This window comes from Micromonospora sp. NPDC047134, assembly GCF_040643455.1.
Lineage (GTDB): Bacteria > Actinomycetota > Actinomycetes > Mycobacteriales > Micromonosporaceae > Micromonospora.
This window is the reverse complement of record NZ_JBEYUI010000013.1, coordinates 127,337-143,036: the sequence shown is the minus strand read 5'-3', so window position 1 is coordinate 143,036 and position 15,700 is coordinate 127,337. Positions and strand designations below refer to the sequence as shown.

Genomic DNA, 15,700 nt, shown 5'->3' with positions numbered 1-15,700 from the left:
ATTGCCGGTCGACTTTGGGGCTATTTCCCCACTCCGGTAGACTCCGCCGACTGTGACGCCTGCCGAGATTAGCGCCGCAAATCCGCTGAAAACCGACGTCACCCCGGATCTGCCAGCCGAACCCGTCACGGTGCGTGAGGAAGCCTCCGTCTCGGTCGCCCCAGCCCCGATTGTGGACGGCGAATCGACCGGTGGCAGTTCTTCCAGCGATGGCGCTGTCGGCGGGAACTCGGTAGAGGATGGTGCGGATCGGGCGGAGGTCGCCCCGAAGCGGCGCTTCCGGTGGACCCCCCGTCGGGTGGACCTGGCGGTCTTCGGTGGATTCCTGCTCGTCGCGGTCTGGGTGACCAGCCAGATCTGGGCGGACCCGGCCGGTCGGGTCGCCTCCCTCTACAGCAGTGACCCGGCCCAGGTGCAGTTCTTCCTGGCCCACTCGGTGCGGGTGGTGCTGCACGGAGAATTCCCGTTCTTCACGGAGCAGTTCAACTATCCCGACGGGGTCAATCTGATGGCCAACACGGCCATCCTGGCGCTGGGCATCCCGATGGTGCCGGTGACCCTGCTGTTCGGGCCGGCGGTCACCTTCGTGGTGCTGGTCACCCTGGCCCTGGCCGGCACCGCCTCGGCCTGGTACTACGTGCTGTCCCGGCACGTGGTGAGCAACCGGCTGGCCGCCGTGGTGGGCGGCTGGTTCTGCGGCTTCTCACCGGCGATGCTGTCCCACGCCAGCTGGCACCCCAACATCATCAGCCAGTTCCTGCTGCCCTTCATCGTGTGGCGGGTCATGGTGATCACCCGTTCGACCCGGCCGTACCGGGACGGGGCGGTGCTGGCGCTGCTGGTCACCGTGCAGGCCTTCATCAACGAGGAGATCCTGCTGTTCACCGCGATGGGCTGCGGGATCTTCCTGATCGCGGTGGTGGTCCAGCGTCCGGCCCTGTGGTCGGCCGCCTGGCGGCCGCTGGGCAAGGCGGTGGCCACCTGCACGGTGATCGCCGGGGCGCTGCTGGCCTACCCGCTGTACATCCAGTTCGCCGGGCCGATGGCGTACCACGGGCTCAGCGACGCGGTACGCGACTACGGCAACGACATCGCGGCCTACCTGGCCCCCGGGTCGCCGACCATCGGCGGCAACCAGCGGGCCAACGTCAACCTGGCGCCGAACTACTCCGAGGAGAACGCCTTCTTCGGCTGGAGCCTGACACTGATCGCCGTGGGCATCGTGCTGTGGCTGCGCCGGGAGGTGCTGGTCCGGGCCCTGGCCGGCACGGCCGCGTTCTACGCCCTGCTCTCCCTGGGGGAGCGCATCACCTGGTGGGACCGGGAGCTGATCGTCGGTCCCTGGGAGTGGCTGGTCCGACTGCCCCTGCTCGACGCGGTCGTACCGACCCGGTTCGGCATGATCACCAGTGTGGTGGTGGCGATCCTGCTGGCGCTGGCCATCGAGCGCAGTCGAGCGCTGCCCCTGGATCCGCGTACCCTGCGTACCCTCACCGCCGGTGGGCTGGTCCTGGCCCTGCTGCCGATCGCGCCCATGCCGCTGCCGATGACCTCCCGACCGCCGGTGCCGAAGTTCATCACCGCCGACCGGTGGCGGGCCTACGTCGGGCCGGACCAGACCCTGGTGCCCATCCCGGTCCCGAGCATGGGCAACACCCACGGCATGCGGTGGGCCGCCGCCACCAACCTCGACTTCAAGATTCCGGGCGGCTACTTCCTGGCCCCCCGCAACGGCAACACCGGCGACCCGGGCCGCTTCGGTGGCCGGCCCAGCGGCATCGGCCGGCTGCTGGAGGAGGTCGCCTCGACCGGTCGTACGCCCGAGTTGGACGACCGCCAGCGGCGCCGCGCCCTCGACGAACTGCGGCACTGGCGGGCGGCCGTGCTGGTGCTGCCGGTGAGCCAGCCGCACTCCGAGCCGCTGCGCCAGACCGTCGAGCAACTCGTCGGTCCGGCACGCCAGGAACTGGACGTCTGGGTCTGGGACGTACGGGCGTTGACCGACCGCTGACCGCTCACGCCCGGTCGCGGACGTCCCAGAGCCAGACGTCGTCGACCCGCTGCGGCTCGCCGAGCAGGGCGGTCATCAACTCGCGCAGCACGGCCTCCTTGGGGTGGGCGCCGAGGACCACCACGGAGGCCCGCCAGAAGCGCAGATCCTCGACCGCCCGCCGGCGGTCCTCCTCGGTCAGTTCCGGCAGCTCACCGGTGTCCATGCTGCGGTAGATCAGGGTGCTGGTGGGCCGGTTGGGGGCCCCGAAGACCCCCTCACCGTCCAGGTTGGGACCGATGAAGTAGCCGGCCGGGATCGGGAACTGGTGCTGGGCCAGCGCGCTCCACCTCAGGGTGGACAGTCCGTGCACGTTGCTGGGGATCGGCACCGGCACCAGGGTCCTGCCCTGCGGCACGTACGGCCGCCAGGCGCCGGAGGTGACGAAGGTCGGCGGCGGATCGACCGGCTTGGCCGGCAGCGGGGTGGGGATCAGCGGCAGCACCGCCAGGGTGATCGCGGTGTACCCGAGGGCCTGCTGCCAGCGCGGTCGCCGCCACCACGCCACACCTGCCGGCTGCGGGGCGCGGGGGGCCGGCACCGGCGGCCGGTTCCGACCGGAGACCGCCTCCCAGGCCAGCGCGAGCAGGACGCCGAGAGCGGCCGTGGTCACCAGGGTCAGCCGGGTAGGCATCATCATCTCGACCAGCGGCAGGTCCTCCGGGATGTAGGACCAGGGTCCGGGGATCCCGGTCAGCTCGCCGTTGAACCGGATCTCCGGGCCGAGCGAGGCCACGGAGAAGACCACCACCAGCACCGCCAGGATCCGGGCTACCAGCGACCGGCGTACCAGCAGCGCCAGGGCCACCACGGACACCAGCACCAGCGGCCAGCCGAACCAGGTGTTCTGCTCGGTCATCCCGATGGTCTTCTCCACCGCCTCGGTGCCGGCGATGGTGTCGCGGGGGAAGGTGACGAAGGCGACGATGTCCTCGCCCCAACTGTGGAACACCCCGCCCTGCAACCCCCGGTAGGACTGCGGGCCGTTGAACTGGAACCAGATCGGGTACGCCGTCAGCAGCAGAGCCAGCCCGCCGCCGAGGCCCAGCCCGGCGGCGAAGGTGCCGGCCCGCTGCCGCGCCGCGCGGGGCCGCATGATCGCGTACGCGATCACGATGACCAGGCAGGCCATCGCGGTGAGCAGCAGCATCTCCTCGTTGAGGAAGATCTGGTACGCCACCAGCAGTCCCAGTATCAGCCCGTTGCGCCGCCACCGGCCCGGCTCGGCCAGCCGGAACACCCGCACCACGATCAGCGGGAGCAGGAAGTTGGAGACGAAGTTGGGCTGGCCGTTGGCGTGGTGCACGATGCCCGGGGCGAAGCCGAGGAACCCGCCGCCGATGAAGGCCGCCGCCCGCGAGCGCACCAGGTGCCGCGACAGCATCCAGTACGCGGTGCCGGCCGTGGCGGCCAGCGCAGCGCCCAGGTAGAGCGCGTACACCACCTGGGGGCCGAGCAGCCAGGTCAGCGGGGCCAACGGCAGGGTCACCCCGAGCAGCGAGGTGTTGGCCATCATGTTCACCCCGTCCGGGGCGTTCTGCTGCGTGCTGAACAGCGGGTTCTCCAGGTTGCGCACCGAGTACGCGCCGTGCGAGAACAGCCACTCGAACCAACTGTGGTCGGTGGGCAGATGCGAGGAGACCCGGTTGTTGACGTCCACCCAGTAGTTGAGGCACACGAGAACGCCGAGCAGCACGTAGGCTCCGAGGGCCACCATGTCGACCCGGGCCGGTCGTCGACGGGGCCGCCGTGTCGATGATTGCGCCTCGACGGTCGGGGAGACGGGATTCAGCGAAGGATCTACCACCGGCACAGCCACGACGGGCCATCGTACAGGCGGCGTCTGGGCCTTTAACGGCCATAGGGTGCGTACCGGATAGGGGCAGGAGGACGACCGTGGCGGTGATCGATCTCGGTGACCGGACCGATCGGATCGATCCCCGGCGCCGACATAGGATCGTCCCTTCCCGGTGGCTTCTGGTGCCGGTGGCGCTGGTCGTGCTGCTGGCCCTGACCAGTGCCGTGCCGCCGGCCCGGCGGATGCAGGCGATCCTGCCGTCCTCCCTGGCCGCCGAGGTGATCCTTCCCGGCGGCGGTCAGATCCTCGCCGTGGCGCCGGCGACCGCGGGCGCCGAGGGTGGCCAGGAGTTGCTCGCCTATCAGCCGCCGGCGCGGGCCACCGGCTCACTCCAGCAGCTCACCCCACTGTGGCGGCGGCCCCTCGGTGTCGTCGAGCCGGTGAGGGTCGAGCGGGTGAACGACTCCACGTTGGTCATCTCCGTGTTCGACTCCGCCGAAGGAGCGCAGAGCCTGCTGCTGGACAGCCGCACCGGAGAGCTCCGCTGGCGGCGACCGGGGATGGTAGTACTGGTGGAGCCGGATCGGGTCATCCTGCGCTCCCACGACTCGCAGGGTCTGGACCAGCTCACCACCCTTGAGGTGGCCAGTGGCCGGGAACTGTGGTCGGTGCCCTCCGCCCGGGCGGTCTGGCCGCTGTACCACCTGGCAGCGCCGGTGATCGACGTCGTCGCGGTGGCCAAGGTGAGTGGCGAGATCGAGGTGCTGAACGCGCGGACCGGCGCCCTGCGCGGTCGCCTCCCGGCCGCCCCGGACGACCCGGCGAATCCGGTGAGCCATCGGTACCCGATGGTCGCCGGTGATCTCCTGCTGGCCTGGAATCCATCGGCGGTGACCGCGTACGACCTCGACGATCTGGTCCGGCGTTGGCACATCGAACTGCCGTCGCTCGAGTGGATCTACCAGTGTGGGGCGCTGCTCTGTGCGCCGAGTGGCCGGTCCCGCGTGCATCTGCTGGATCCGGTGGCCGGAGCCGTCCGGTGGACCGTCGAGGACGACGTCGAGGTGCTGCGAGCCGGGGACCGACGGGCCCTGGCGGCCGACCACCGGCAAGGCAACCTCAGCGTGGTGACCTTCGACGCGGAGACGGGGCAGCGGGCGACCGCCGAGGGCAGCTGGGATCTGGTGCAGGACTTCGGCAACGCCCCGCACCTGCTCGGCACCCGGGCCGTCCCCGAGGTGGGCGCGGTGCTGGCCCGGCTCGATCCGGAGACCGGGCAGCCACGCCGCATCGACCTGCTGCCCGGCGCGGTCGGGAACTGCCGGTACCGGGATGATCTGATCCTGTGTCGGCGCCGGGACGGCAACTTCGGACTGTGGCAGCTACCCGACTGACCGCAGGTGCCCGGCGGGTCGGCTGCCTGCGTCGCCCGGCAGGTGAGTGGTGGAGGGGACGAGCGTGACGGTGATCGACCTCGGTGTGATGACCGTGTCGGACGACCCGCAGCCGCCACCCCGACGGCGTCGCCGTGGCACCCGGAACTGGCCGGTCGCGCTGATGGCCCTGGCTGCGCTGGTGACGCTCGCCAGTGCCGCACCCCCGGCCACCCGGGTGCATGCGACCGTGCCGGGTGGTCTGAGCGCTGATCTGTTCCTCACCGAGGAGCACATCTTCACGGTCACCCCGGCACGTGGGGTGACCGACGGCTCGCAGGAACTCACCGCGTACCCCCGGCCCCGGTGGGCCACCGCCACCCCGCAGCGCCTGGTCCCCCTGTGGCGGGTGCCGCTGCCGCCGGGGAGCCGGTTCTTCCGGGTGGAGACCCTCGACGACGGTGTGCTGTTCGCCCGGGTCCTGTCGGAGAATGTGGGCCTGACCAGCGAGACCATGCTGCTGGACGTGGCCACCGGGCAGCAGCGCTGGCACGCCACCGGGTTCGGTACCCCGGACGCCTCGGGGCGGGTGCTGCTGCACACGATGGCCCTTCAGGAGTCGACCACGCTGGCCTCGGTCGAGTCGGCCACCGGGAGCCGGTTGTGGTCCAGGACGATGCCCCCCTCGTTCGTGGAGCACCACCAGCGCGACGGTGTGATCGAGGCCTTGGTGGTGTCCACGAACGCCGGTGAGGTCGAGGTGCTGGACCCGGCCACCGGCCGACTCCGTGACCGGCTGCCCGCGGTCGACACCACTGGCTACCAGCAGGTGTCGGTGGTCGACGACCTGCTGGTGATAATCCGCAACTCGCGCACCATCACCGCCTACGAGATGGCTGGACTGGTGCCACGCTGGCAGAGCACCGTCTCGTTGGCGGACTACGTGACCCGCTGCGGCGCGCTGCTCTGCGCCCGGGCCAACCGGGGTGGCACCTATGTCCTCGACCCGGCGACCGGGAACCTGCGGTGGAGCACCAGCGAGGACCACGGCCTGCTGTGGGTGACCCAGGAGCGGGCCATCGCGCAGGTGGAGGGCCAGGGGCTGGTAGCCCTCGACGCGGCGACCGGGGAGGTGGTGACCGAGTACGGCGCCTGGGACACGGTCGCCGGCTACGAGCAGACCCCCTGGCTGCTAGGGATCCGACTGGTGCCCGAGGTGGGCGCGGTGCTGGCCCGGCTGGACCCGAGTCGGCCACAGCCCCGGCGCATCGACCTGCTCCCCGGTGTCACCAGCGACTGCCAGAGCCGGTACGACCTGATCGCCTGCCGCCGGCAGGACGGCTCCTTCGGGGTGTGGACGCTGCCGGACTGAGCCGGGTGGGCCGACCCACCGCAGCGGGGGGTTGGGGTCGGCTTGGCCGTCGGCGCTAGGTTGTCGAGTTGTCGTCGCCGGGAAGGGGCTGGACATGCGGGTACTGGTGGTCGAGGACGAACGCCACCTCGCCGACGCGATCGCGCGGGGCCTGCGCAAGCGCGGCATGGCGGTGGATGTGGCCTACGACGGCGACAGCGGTCACGAGATGGCCTTCGTCACCCGCTACGACGTGGTGGTGCTCGACCGTGACCTGCCCGGGATGCACGGTGACCAGATCTGCGCCGAGCTGGCCACCTCCGGCGCCCTGACCCGGGTGCTGATGCTCACCGCCAGCGGCACGGTGGCCGACCGGGTCGAGGGGTTGCAGCTCGGTGCCGACGACTATCTGCCCAAGCCGTTCGCCTTCGACGAACTGGTCGCCCGGGTGCAGGCGCTGGGTCGGCGGGCCACCCCGGCGGCCCCGCCGGTGCTGGAACTGGCCGACCTGGTCGTCGACCCGGCCCGCCGTACGGCCACCCGGGGCGGGGCCCCGGTGGAGCTGACCAACAAGGAGTTCGGCGTCCTCTGCGAGCTGCTCAAGGCCCGAGGTGCGGTGGTGTCCAGCGAGGAACTGCTGGAACGGGTCTGGGACGCCAACACCGACCCCTTCACCACGATCGTCCGGGTCACCGTGATGACCCTGCGTCGTAAGCTCGGCGACCCGTCGCTGATCGAGACCGTGGTGGGGGCCGGCTACCGTACCGCCGAGGTGCCGGCATGACGGGCACCCCGCGGGAGGAGTTGCGCCCGCGCCTGCGACCCACCCTGCGGCTGCGGTTGACCCTGCTCAACGGGGTGCTGCTGGTGGGAGCGGGGGCCATCCTGGTGCTGCTGGCCTGGCTGCTGGTCCGCGATGCCCTGCGCCCCACGGACGAACTGCTGCCGGGCACCACCGTGCTGCTGGCCGACGGGCGTTCCATGGACGCCGCCGCCTGGCAGCGGCAACTGGTCGACTCCGCCTCCGGGGAACTGCTGGCCAAGGGGCTGGCCGCCCTGTTGGCGATCGGGACGGTCGGGGTGGTCGGGGCGTACGCGGTGGCCGGTCGGGCGTTGCGCCCCCTGCACCAGGTGACCGCGACCGCCCGGCGGCTCGGCGAGACCACCCTGGATCAGCGGATCAGCTACTCGGGCGCCAACGACGAGGTGGCCGAGCTGGCCGACACCTTCGACGAGATGCTGGACCGCATAGCGGCCGCCTTCGAGGCGCAGAAACGGTTCGTCGCCAACGCCTCGCACGAGCTGCGTACCCCCCTGGCCGTGATGCGTACCGAGATCGACGTGACCCTCAGTGACGACGAGGCGGATGCGGGCGAGTACCGCCGGATGGCCACCGTGGTGCGCGACGCCTCCGAGCGGGCCAACGGCCTGGTCGACGCGCTGCTGGTGCTGGCGCGCAGCGAGGCCCAGACCGGCCGCCGACTGGGTCGGCGTACCGAGTGTGACCTGGCCGCCGGCACCCTGAACGCCTTGTCGGCGGTACGCCGTGAGGTGGAGCGGATCAAGCTGGATGTGCAGACCTCCCTGGAACCGGCACCGGTGGTCGGTGATCCCGGCCTGCTGGACCGGTTGGCCGGCAACCTGATCGAGAACGCGGTCCGCTACAACCACCTGCACGGCCGACTCTGGGTCCGCACCGGCTCCGACGGGCAGCGGTCCTGGCTGGTGGTCGGCAACACCGGCTTCGAGGTGGATCAGGCGGACGTGCCGGGGCTGTTCGAACCCTTCCGGCGGGGTGGCCGGGAGCGGACCGGGGCCCGCGGGTCCGGGCTGGGCCTGTCCATCGTCCGGGCGGTCTGCGACGCCCACGGCGGCACGGTGACCGCGGTGGCGCAGCCCGGGGGCGGCCTGGAGGTGACCGTAAGCCTGCCGGCCGCCGACGCCGCGTCGACGGGGGAGAACCCCAGCCGGTGACCCTGCGCGAGCCGGGTGACCCGGTGGCGGTAATTCGGTTGATCTCGGTGAGAGATTGGGCCCATGACTTCCAGGGTGCGTTGGATCGATTTTGACTGTGCCGACCCGTTCGCCATGGCGACCTTCTGGGCCGAGGCTACCGGGATGCGGCACGATCCGGACAACAAGCCGGGGGAGCCGGAGTGCGCCCTGCTGTCCGGCACGGAGATCGCCGAGGGCGGGATGCTGTTCCAGCGGGTACCGGAGGGCAAGACGGCGAAGAACCGGGTACACCTGGATCTCCAACCGACCGACCGGACCCGCGACGAGGAGATCGACCGCCTGCTCGGCCTGGGTGCCGTACTGATCGACGATCAGCGTCGACCCGACGGCACCGGTTGGGCGGTCCTGGCCGACCCGGAGGGCAACGAGTTCTGCGTGGAGCGCAGCGCGGCCGAGCACTAGGCGTAACGGACGCCGGCTCACTGCCAGCCCTGGGTGAGGCGGGTGCTGGCCTGGAGGAGTTGCTCGGCGAGGAGGTCGGCGCGCCGCTCGTCGGTCCGGTGTGCGGGGGCGGAGATGGTGAGTGCGGCCACGGCGCCCCGGGTGGGATGGATCAGGGCCACCCCGACGGCGTACACACCGTCTACGCATTCTTCGAGGTTGGAGGCGTAGCCGCGGGCGCGTACGGCGTCGAGTTCTTTGATCAGTTGATCGGTCGTGGTGATCGTGGCGGAGGTCAGGGCGGCGAGGATGCGCGGATGCAGGGCCCGGATGTCCTTCGGGCGCAGCTGGGCGAGCAGGGCCTTGCCGCCGGCGGTGGTGTAGGCGGGTAGCCGGTCGCCGGTGCGGACCCCGACCCGGACGGTCTGGGTGCTCTCGACGCCGTCGAGGAAGACGATGCTGGCGCCCTGCAGGCCGATCAGGTTGACCGTCTCCCGGGTGGTCGCGGCCAGGTGTTCCATGTGGGGGCGGACAGCGGCGACGACGTCCCAGGGGGCCTGTCGGGTGGCGACCTCGTGTGCCGCCGGGCCGAGGCGGTAGCGGCGGGAGTCGTCCTGGCGGGCGAAGTCGTACTCCTTGAGGGTGGACAGCAGCCGGTGCGCGGTGGACGGGGCTACCTGGAGGTGTCGGCCCAGGTCCGCCACGCTGACGGACTCCTGGGCACCCAGATAGCGCAGGGCTCGTAGCGCGTTGCCCACCGACTCCATGTCCTTCCTCCCACCGCTCACCACCCGGACCAGCAGTATTTCGCACAGCGGAACCGTTGTCCCAGACCCTTCTGCAAGGCGGAAGATCCAGGTCTACTGGTCGGGGTCGACGGAGAGGAACTGTGCGGTGGCGAGCGTGCGGGATGTGACCTTCGAGCTGTTGCGGGCGCACGGCCTGACCACCATCTTCGGTAACCCGGGCTCCAACGAGCTGCCGTTCCTGGCCGGTCTCCCTGACGACTTCCGGTACCTCCTCGGCCTGCACGAGGGGGTGGTGCTGGCCATGGCCGACGGGTACGCCCAGGCCCGCCGGGGCCCGGCCCTGGTCAACCTGCACGCGGCAGCCGGCACCGGCAACGCGATGGGCCAGCTGACCAACTCGGTCTACTCGCACAGCCCACTGGTGGTCACCGCCGGGCAGCAGGTCCGCTCGACCGTCGGCCAAGAGGTGATGCTGGCCAACATGGACGCCGCCGCGCTGCCCCGGCCGCTGGTGAAGTGGAGCAGCGAGCCGTCCTTCGCCGAGGACGTGGGTAACCGAGTCCACCTCGACCACCGGTGCTTTCTGGGCGCAGGCGGACCTTCGCCGGCCCGGCAGCTACTACTTCCCGGCCTCCGGCGGCCTGGGTTTCGGGCTGCCAGCGGCCCTCGGGGTGCAGCTGGCCGACCCCGACCGGCAGGTCGTCGCCCTGGTCGGTGACGGGTCGGCCAACTACGGCATCACCGCGCTGTGGACCGCCGCCCGCTACCGCATCCCGGTCATCTTCGTCATCCTGCGCAACGGCACCTACGGCGCCCTGCGCTGGTTCGCCGGGGTGCTGGGGGCCGGGGAGACCCCGGGCCTGGACATCCCCGACATCGACTTCACCGCGCTGGCCGCCGGGTACGGCGTCACCGGCGTGGCGGTCTCCAGCCGTACGGCACTCGTCGAGGCGGTCACCGAGGCCCTCGGTGCCGGGGAACCCCGGCTCATCCAGGTCGACACCGACCTCACCACCCCCTGAACCGCTGAAAGGCAAGCCCATGTCCGCACCCCAGCCGTCCGCCCCGGTGCTCGGCCGCTTCCCCGACTTCCCACACGAGCAGGTGACCTTCTGCCAGGACCCGGAGACCGGGCTGCGGGCCATCATCGCCGTCCACGACAGCACCCTCGGCCCGGCCGTCGGGGGCACCCGGATGCACCCGTACGCCACCGAGGCCGAGGCGCTGACCGACGTGCTGCGACTGTCGCGGGGGATGACCTACAAGAACGCGGTCGCCGGTCTGCCCTGTGGCGGCGGCAAGGCCGTCATCATCGGCGACCCCGACACGGTCAAGTCCGAGGCGTTGTTGGAGACCTACGGACGTTTCGTGCAGAGCCTGGGCGGCCGCTACGTCACCGCCGGTGACGTGGGGATCAGCGCCGCCGACCTGGATGTGATCGGCCGGGGCACCGACCACGTCCTCGGCCGCACCACCACCGCCGGTGGGTACGGCGACAGCGGCCCGATGACCGCGTACGGTGCCTTCCACGCCCTGCGTGCCGCCGCTGCCGTCCGGTGGGGAACCGCCGACCTGGCCGGGCGTTCCGTCGGGGTCGAAGGGCTCGGCAAGGTCGGCTACGAGCTGGCCCGACTGCTGGTCGAGGCCGGTGCCGGAGTCACCGCCGCCGACCTCTCCGGGCCCGCCCGCGAACGCGCCCGACGGGATTTGCCCGCAGTCCTCCTGGCCGAGCGGGTCATCGACGCGCCGGTCGACATTTACGCCCCGTGCGCGCTCGGCGCCGTCCTCACCAGCGACTCGGTCCCGACGATCCGCGCCGCTGTCATCTGCGGCGCCGCCAACAACCAACTCGCCACCCCCGAGGTGGAGGAGCAGCTAGCCGAGCGCGACATCCTCTGGGTACCCGACTTCGTCGCCAGCGCCGGTGGGGTCACCATCGGTTGCGCCGAGTACCGGCGGATTCCTCTGGAGGAGGTGCCCGCCCAGGTTGCGAAGATCTTCGACACGGTGACCGAGGTGCTCGGCCTGGCCCGCGGACAGGGCATGCTGCCCGGCGCGGCAGCCGAAGACCTGGCCCACACCCGCATCCAGCAGGCCCGAACCGGCCTCAAGCCCGGCTACCTGCCCCGCTGAGTGACCCCCTTTCTGATCGACTCCGTTACGGCGTAACGGTGGTATCCGACCGGGCCGATCACCGCCATTACGGCGATACGGCGAGGCCGGCAGCCGTGCCCGACGGTCAGCCGGGGCATTCGGCCAGGTCCTTGAAGGTGAGTAGTTGGCGGCGGGCCATGATCAGGTCGCCGACGGCGAAGGCTGCCGCGTACACCCGATTGGTCTGCATGACGATCTTGAGTAGCAGTCGGGTGGTGCCGTCCTCCTGGGGCACCAGGAGGTAGGACAGGTAGGCGTTCATGATGGTCGCGGTCAGGTGCACTCCGGGCTCGACCGCGAGGATCCGGCCGCGCTGTCGCCCACCGGCGGTGGTGAAGGCCTCTCCTACCTGGGGATCCGCAAGGCCGACCAGCCGTCGAGGTGAGCGGCGGCCGAGATTGTCGATCCAGTCGTAGGAGTACGGCGCCAGCCGGATCTGGGCTATCCACGGCCACACCGCCGTCGGCGGCGCGTTCACCCGTACTCCTCGCCAGACCTGCATGGCGGGCGAGACGACGAAGTCGTCGCACGGATAGGCCCGCGCCATCTCGTGTTCGGTGACCCCCCACCGGTCACCGAACACGAGAAGCTCCTTCCCCTGTCGGCCCGACCCACAGGTCGGCTCCGACCCCCTCGGCAGTCGGCGGGCTCACACCGTCACCTCCGTGGGCCGCAGCGAGTCGACGGCGGCCTGGCTGCCCCCACTCAGGTCCATCCCCAGCGCCTGGAGCATCACCACCAACGCGCCGAGGGCCAGCGTGTCGCGCAGCTGCCGGGGCGCGGCGGTGGACAGCCGTCCCGCCTCGTCGAGAATCCCGCCGAGCAGGGCCCGGCAGCGGGCCGCGACCACCTCGTCGGAGCGGGCCACCGCGCAGGCCTGCAACCACAGGCCGGTGACGACGCCGTCGGCGATCAGGGCCCGGAAATCGGCCCGCATCGCCGGCAACGGGTCCTCCGGATGTTCGGCCGCCGCCCGCCGGAGCACCTGCCGGATGCGGGCCTCCAACTCGTCCAGACAGGCCAGGAAGAGGCCACGCTTGCTGCCGAACAGCCGGAAGACGTACGGCTGTGACACCCCCATCTGGTCGGCCACCTTCTGCATCGAGGCCGTCGTCAGACCGTTGTCGGCGAAGACCCGCATCCCGATGTCGACCGCATCCGTACGTCGTCGTGGCGCCGTGCTGCGCTGCGTTGCCATGTCAGGCAGCCTTACAGTAGTAACCACTTACATACAAGACTGTGATTGACTGGGATCGGCGACCGCGTACTCCCGACGGCGGCCCCTCCGCCGCTGCCGGTGCCGGCGTTCCTGCCCTGGCGGGTGGGGCGAGCAACCATGGAGGCCCGATGATCCCTGCGCTGATCGTGTTCGGCCTGCTGCTCGGGCGTTGGTGGCGCTCGGCACTCATCCTCGCCGCGCTGGGATGGCCGGTTCTGCTGGTCGCCAGCGCAGTGGAGGACGTCGGGCCGGGTCTGCTCGCCGCCGCCGGGCTCGCCGTGCTCAACACCGCCGTCGGCGTGCTGATCCATCAGGGTGTCCTGCTGGTGGTCCGGCGACGACGCACCTCCTGACCGCCGTCCGGCCGCGGAAACCGTCGCGTGGGCATCTGACCCCGCCCTTGCCGCAAGGGGGCCGCCAGAACGAGATCGCGGTGGCCGCCCAGACGGGCGACCACCGCGATCCGGTGTTCTCGGGTGGGTCAGCCGGCCAGGCTGGCCACTCCCGGCGGCAGGAACCGCTGGCCGGTCACCCGCTCGCTGGTGCCGGTCCGGTCCAGGTACGGCGTGACGCCGCCCAGGTGGAACGGCCAACCGGCACCGAGGATCATGCACAGGTCGACGTCCTGCGCCTGCGCCACGACACCCTCGTCGAGCATCAGCCGGATCTCCTGCGCCAGCGCGTCCAGCGCGTTGCGGCGTACCTCCTCCTCGGTGAGCGGCTGGTCACCGACCACCAGCAGCTTCGCCACCTCGGCGTTGATCTCGTCGTCGACGACGATCGGCTGACCGGAGTCCGCGATCCGCTTGAGGTTCTCGCTCAGGCCGAAGCGGTCCGGGAAGGCGGCGTGCAGGGTGCCGCCCACGTGGTACGCCACGGCCGGGCCGACCAGTTGGAGCAGGGCCAGCGGACGCATCGGCAGACCCAGCGGGTCCACCGCGCGGTTGGCCACCTCCAGCGGGGTGCCCGCGTCCACCGCGGCGAAGATCGACCCCAGGAAGCGGGTGAGCAGCCGGTTGACCACGAAGGCCGGGGCGTCCGCGACCAGCACGGAGGACTTCTTCAGCTGCTTGCCGACCGCGAAGGCGGTGGCCAGGGTGGCGTCGTCGGTCCGCTCGCCCCGGATGATCTCCAGCAGCGGCAGGACGGCCACCGGGTTGAAGAAGTGGAAGCCGACCACCCGCTCCGGGTGCTCCAGCTCTGCCGCCATCCCGGTGATGGACAGCGAGGAGGTGTTCGTCGCCAGCACCGCCTCCGGCTTGACAATCTTCTCCAGCTCGGCCCAGACCTGCTTCTTGACGTTCAGGTCCTCGAAGACGGCCTCGATGACGAAGTCACAGTCAGCAAACGAAGTGCGCTGGCCCGGGGTCGACGCGGCGAAGGCCTCTGCCTTTGGCGAGCCGCTGATCAGGCCGTACAGCTTGGCGGCCGTACCCTTGTCCATCCGGCCCTTGCTGACCTGCTTCTCGATCTGGGCGTGCACGTAGCCCACACCCTTGTCGACCCGGGCCTGGTCCAGGTCGGTCATGACGACCGGCACCTGGAGGCGGCGGGCGAACAGCAGCGCCAACTGGCTGGCCATCAGGCCGGCCCCGACGATGCCCACCTTGGTCACCGGGCGGGCCAGGCCCTTGTCCGGTGCCCCGGCCGGGCGCTTGGCCCGCCGCTGCACCAGGTCGAAGGCGTACAGGCCGCTGCGCAGCTCCTCGGAGAAGATCAGGTCGGCCAGGGCCTCGTCCTCGGCGGCGGTGCCGGTGGCGAAGTCGGCGTCCTTCGCCGTCTCCAGCAGGTCCAGCGCCTTGTACGCGGACGGGACCGCGCCGTGCAGCCGCTGGTCGAGGGTCTGCCGGGCGAAGTAGAGCACCCCGGCCCACATGTCCTTGTCGACCTCGGGCCGGGTCACGGTGACCTCGCCCCGGACCACTCCGGCGGCCCACTCCAGGGACCGCTCCACGAAGTCGGCCGGCTCCAGCAGCACATCGGCGATGCCCAGCTCAGCGGCCTGCTTGGGCTTGAGCATCTTGTTCTGCATCAGCGGGTTCTGGATGATCACCTGGGTGGCCGCCGGGATGCCGATCAGGTTCGGCAGCAGCTGGGTACCGCCCCAGCCCGGGATCAGCCCCAGGGAGACCTCTGGCAGCGCGAGCGCGGCGGCACCGGCGGACAGGGTCCGGTAGTGGCAGTGCAGGGCCAGTTCCAGGCCGCCGCCCATCGCCGCGCCGTTGACGAAGGCGAAGGTCGGGATCTGGCTGTCCTTGAGCCGGGCGAAGACCCGGTGGCCCAGCTGCCCGATGGCCAGGGCCTGCTCCCGGTCGGCCAGCAGCGGCAGGCTGGTGATGTCCGCGCCGACACAGAAGATGTACGGCTTGCCGGTGACCGCGATGAAGGCGGGCTCGGCGGCCAGGGCGGCGCTGATCGCCTCGTCCAGGCTGGCCAGTCCGCCGGGACCGAAGGTGTTCGGCTTGGTGTGGTCGAATCCGTTGTCGAGGGTGATCAGGGCGGCTGGGCGGTCCAGCCCGGGTACGTTCACCTGGCGCAGCAGGGCCCGGGTGACCACCTCGTTCGGTGCGGTGAGGCTCACAGTGCCTCCTTCGTTCGCGACTGCGGGG

Annotated in this window: 15 protein-coding genes; 10 read left to right on the top strand and 5 right to left on the bottom strand. The window is 71.0% G+C overall.

The features are described from left to right. Positions 1-130 precede the first annotated feature (130 nt). Positions 131-2,011 (top strand): hypothetical protein, encoded by a 1,881-nt coding sequence (locus ABZ795_RS17595; protein WP_327022080.1) that lies wholly within the window; start codon positions 131-133, stop codon positions 2,009-2,011. Positions 2,012-2,015: 4 nt separating this feature from the next. On the opposite strand, the gene ABZ795_RS17590 is transcribed toward ABZ795_RS17595, so the two are convergent. After that, positions 2,016-3,842: a hypothetical protein gene (locus ABZ795_RS17590; RefSeq protein ID WP_357531144.1), complete on the bottom strand. Its 1,827-nt coding sequence runs from the start codon at positions 3,840-3,842 to the stop codon at positions 2,016-2,018. A gap of 104 nt (positions 3,843-3,946) precedes the next feature. Between ABZ795_RS17590 and ABZ795_RS17585 the strand changes: the two genes are divergently transcribed. The 5 genes from ABZ795_RS17585 (at position 3,947) to ABZ795_RS17565 (ending at position 8,990) form a co-directional block, all read left to right on the top strand. Next, the gene (locus ABZ795_RS17585; protein WP_357531111.1) at positions 3,947-5,242 is read left to right on the top strand and encodes a PQQ-binding-like beta-propeller repeat protein; all 1,296 of its coding nucleotides are present in this window, start codon (positions 3,947-3,949) and stop codon (positions 5,240-5,242) included. A 64-nt stretch (positions 5,243-5,306) separates the two neighbouring features. Further along, entirely contained in the window at positions 5,307-6,593 is a 1,287-nt protein-coding gene (locus ABZ795_RS17580; RefSeq protein WP_357531110.1) for a PQQ-binding-like beta-propeller repeat protein, read from the top strand. A gap of 94 nt (positions 6,594-6,687) precedes the next feature. Then, entirely contained in the window at positions 6,688-7,356 is a 669-nt protein-coding gene (locus tag ABZ795_RS17575; RefSeq protein ID WP_327022077.1) for a response regulator transcription factor, read from the top strand. Beyond that, positions 7,353-8,546 (top strand): HAMP domain-containing sensor histidine kinase, encoded by a 1,194-nt coding sequence (locus ABZ795_RS17570; RefSeq protein WP_357531109.1) that lies wholly within the window; start codon positions 7,353-7,355, stop codon positions 8,544-8,546. Before ABZ795_RS17575 ends, ABZ795_RS17570 begins: the two co-directional genes overlap by 4 nt. A gap of 63 nt (positions 8,547-8,609) precedes the next feature. Further along, positions 8,610-8,990: a VOC family protein gene (locus ABZ795_RS17565; protein ID WP_357531108.1), complete on the top strand. Its 381-nt coding sequence runs from the start codon at positions 8,610-8,612 to the stop codon at positions 8,988-8,990. Between the two features lie 17 nt (positions 8,991-9,007). Here the strand turns inward: ABZ795_RS17565 and ABZ795_RS17560 are convergent, their stop codons facing one another. After that, positions 9,008-9,736 (bottom strand): IclR family transcriptional regulator, encoded by a 729-nt coding sequence (locus ABZ795_RS17560; RefSeq protein WP_357531107.1) that lies wholly within the window; start codon positions 9,734-9,736, stop codon positions 9,008-9,010. Positions 9,737-9,863: 127 nt separating this feature from the next. Here ABZ795_RS17560 and ABZ795_RS17555 point away from each other — a divergent pair, with 127 nt between their 5' ends. The 3 genes from ABZ795_RS17555 to ABZ795_RS17545 are packed head-to-tail and all read left to right on the top strand — an operon-like array spanning position 9,864 to position 11,851. After that, positions 9,864-10,436, top strand: coding sequence for a thiamine pyrophosphate-binding protein (locus tag ABZ795_RS17555; protein ID WP_357531106.1), 573 nt, complete (start codon positions 9,864-9,866; stop codon positions 10,434-10,436). Then, positions 10,360-10,740: a thiamine pyrophosphate-dependent enzyme gene (locus ABZ795_RS17550; protein WP_357531143.1), complete on the top strand. Its 381-nt coding sequence runs from the start codon at positions 10,360-10,362 to the stop codon at positions 10,738-10,740. The genes ABZ795_RS17555 and ABZ795_RS17550 overlap by 77 nt, the downstream gene beginning before the upstream one ends. A gap of 19 nt (positions 10,741-10,759) precedes the next feature. Continuing rightward, entirely contained in the window at positions 10,760-11,851 is a 1,092-nt protein-coding gene (locus ABZ795_RS17545) for a Glu/Leu/Phe/Val dehydrogenase dimerization domain-containing protein (protein ID WP_357531105.1), read from the top strand. Between the two features lie 106 nt (positions 11,852-11,957). Here ABZ795_RS17545 and ABZ795_RS17540 read toward each other — a convergent pair whose 3' ends face one another. Both ABZ795_RS17540 and ABZ795_RS17535 read right to left on the bottom strand, forming a co-directional pair. After that, on the bottom strand, positions 11,958-12,455 hold the full coding sequence (locus tag ABZ795_RS17540; RefSeq protein WP_357531104.1) for a polyketide cyclase: 498 nt from the start codon (positions 12,453-12,455) through the stop codon (positions 11,958-11,960). Between the two features lie 66 nt (positions 12,456-12,521). Next, complete coding sequence (locus ABZ795_RS17535; protein WP_357531103.1) at positions 12,522-13,070, bottom strand: TetR/AcrR family transcriptional regulator; 549 nt, start codon at positions 13,068-13,070, stop codon at positions 12,522-12,524. Positions 13,071-13,219: 149 nt separating this feature from the next. Between ABZ795_RS17535 and ABZ795_RS17530 the strand changes: the two genes are divergently transcribed. Further along, on the top strand, positions 13,220-13,444 hold the full coding sequence (locus ABZ795_RS17530; RefSeq protein ID WP_357531102.1) for a hypothetical protein: 225 nt from the start codon (positions 13,220-13,222) through the stop codon (positions 13,442-13,444). Between the two features lie 128 nt (positions 13,445-13,572). Here ABZ795_RS17530 and ABZ795_RS17525 read toward each other — a convergent pair whose 3' ends face one another. Next, entirely contained in the window at positions 13,573-15,672 is a 2,100-nt protein-coding gene (locus ABZ795_RS17525) for a 3-hydroxyacyl-CoA dehydrogenase NAD-binding domain-containing protein (RefSeq protein WP_357531101.1), read from the bottom strand. Positions 15,673-15,700 lie beyond the last annotated feature (28 nt).

Excerpts from the sequence above, each read along its gene's own strand:
- ABZ795_RS17560 (WP_357531107.1), bottom strand. The coding sequence starts at position 9,736 with ATGGAGTCGGTGGGCAACGCGCTACGAGCCCTGCGCTATCTGGGTGCC.
- ABZ795_RS17565 (WP_357531108.1), top strand. The coding sequence starts at position 8,610 with ATGACTTCCAGGGTGCGTTGGATCGATTTTGACTGTGCCGACCCGTTC.
- ABZ795_RS17545 (WP_357531105.1), top strand. The coding sequence starts at position 10,760 with ATGTCCGCACCCCAGCCGTCCGCCCCGGTGCTCGGCCGCTTCCCCGAC.
- ABZ795_RS17535 (WP_357531103.1), bottom strand. The coding sequence starts at position 13,070 with ATGGCAACGCAGCGCAGCACGGCGCCACGACGACGTACGGATGCGGTC.
- ABZ795_RS17575 (WP_327022077.1), top strand. The coding sequence starts at position 6,688 with ATGCGGGTACTGGTGGTCGAGGACGAACGCCACCTCGCCGACGCGATC.
- ABZ795_RS17530 (WP_357531102.1), top strand. The coding sequence starts at position 13,220 with ATGATCCCTGCGCTGATCGTGTTCGGCCTGCTGCTCGGGCGTTGGTGG.
- ABZ795_RS17570 (WP_357531109.1), top strand. The coding sequence starts at position 7,353 with ATGACGGGCACCCCGCGGGAGGAGTTGCGCCCGCGCCTGCGACCCACC.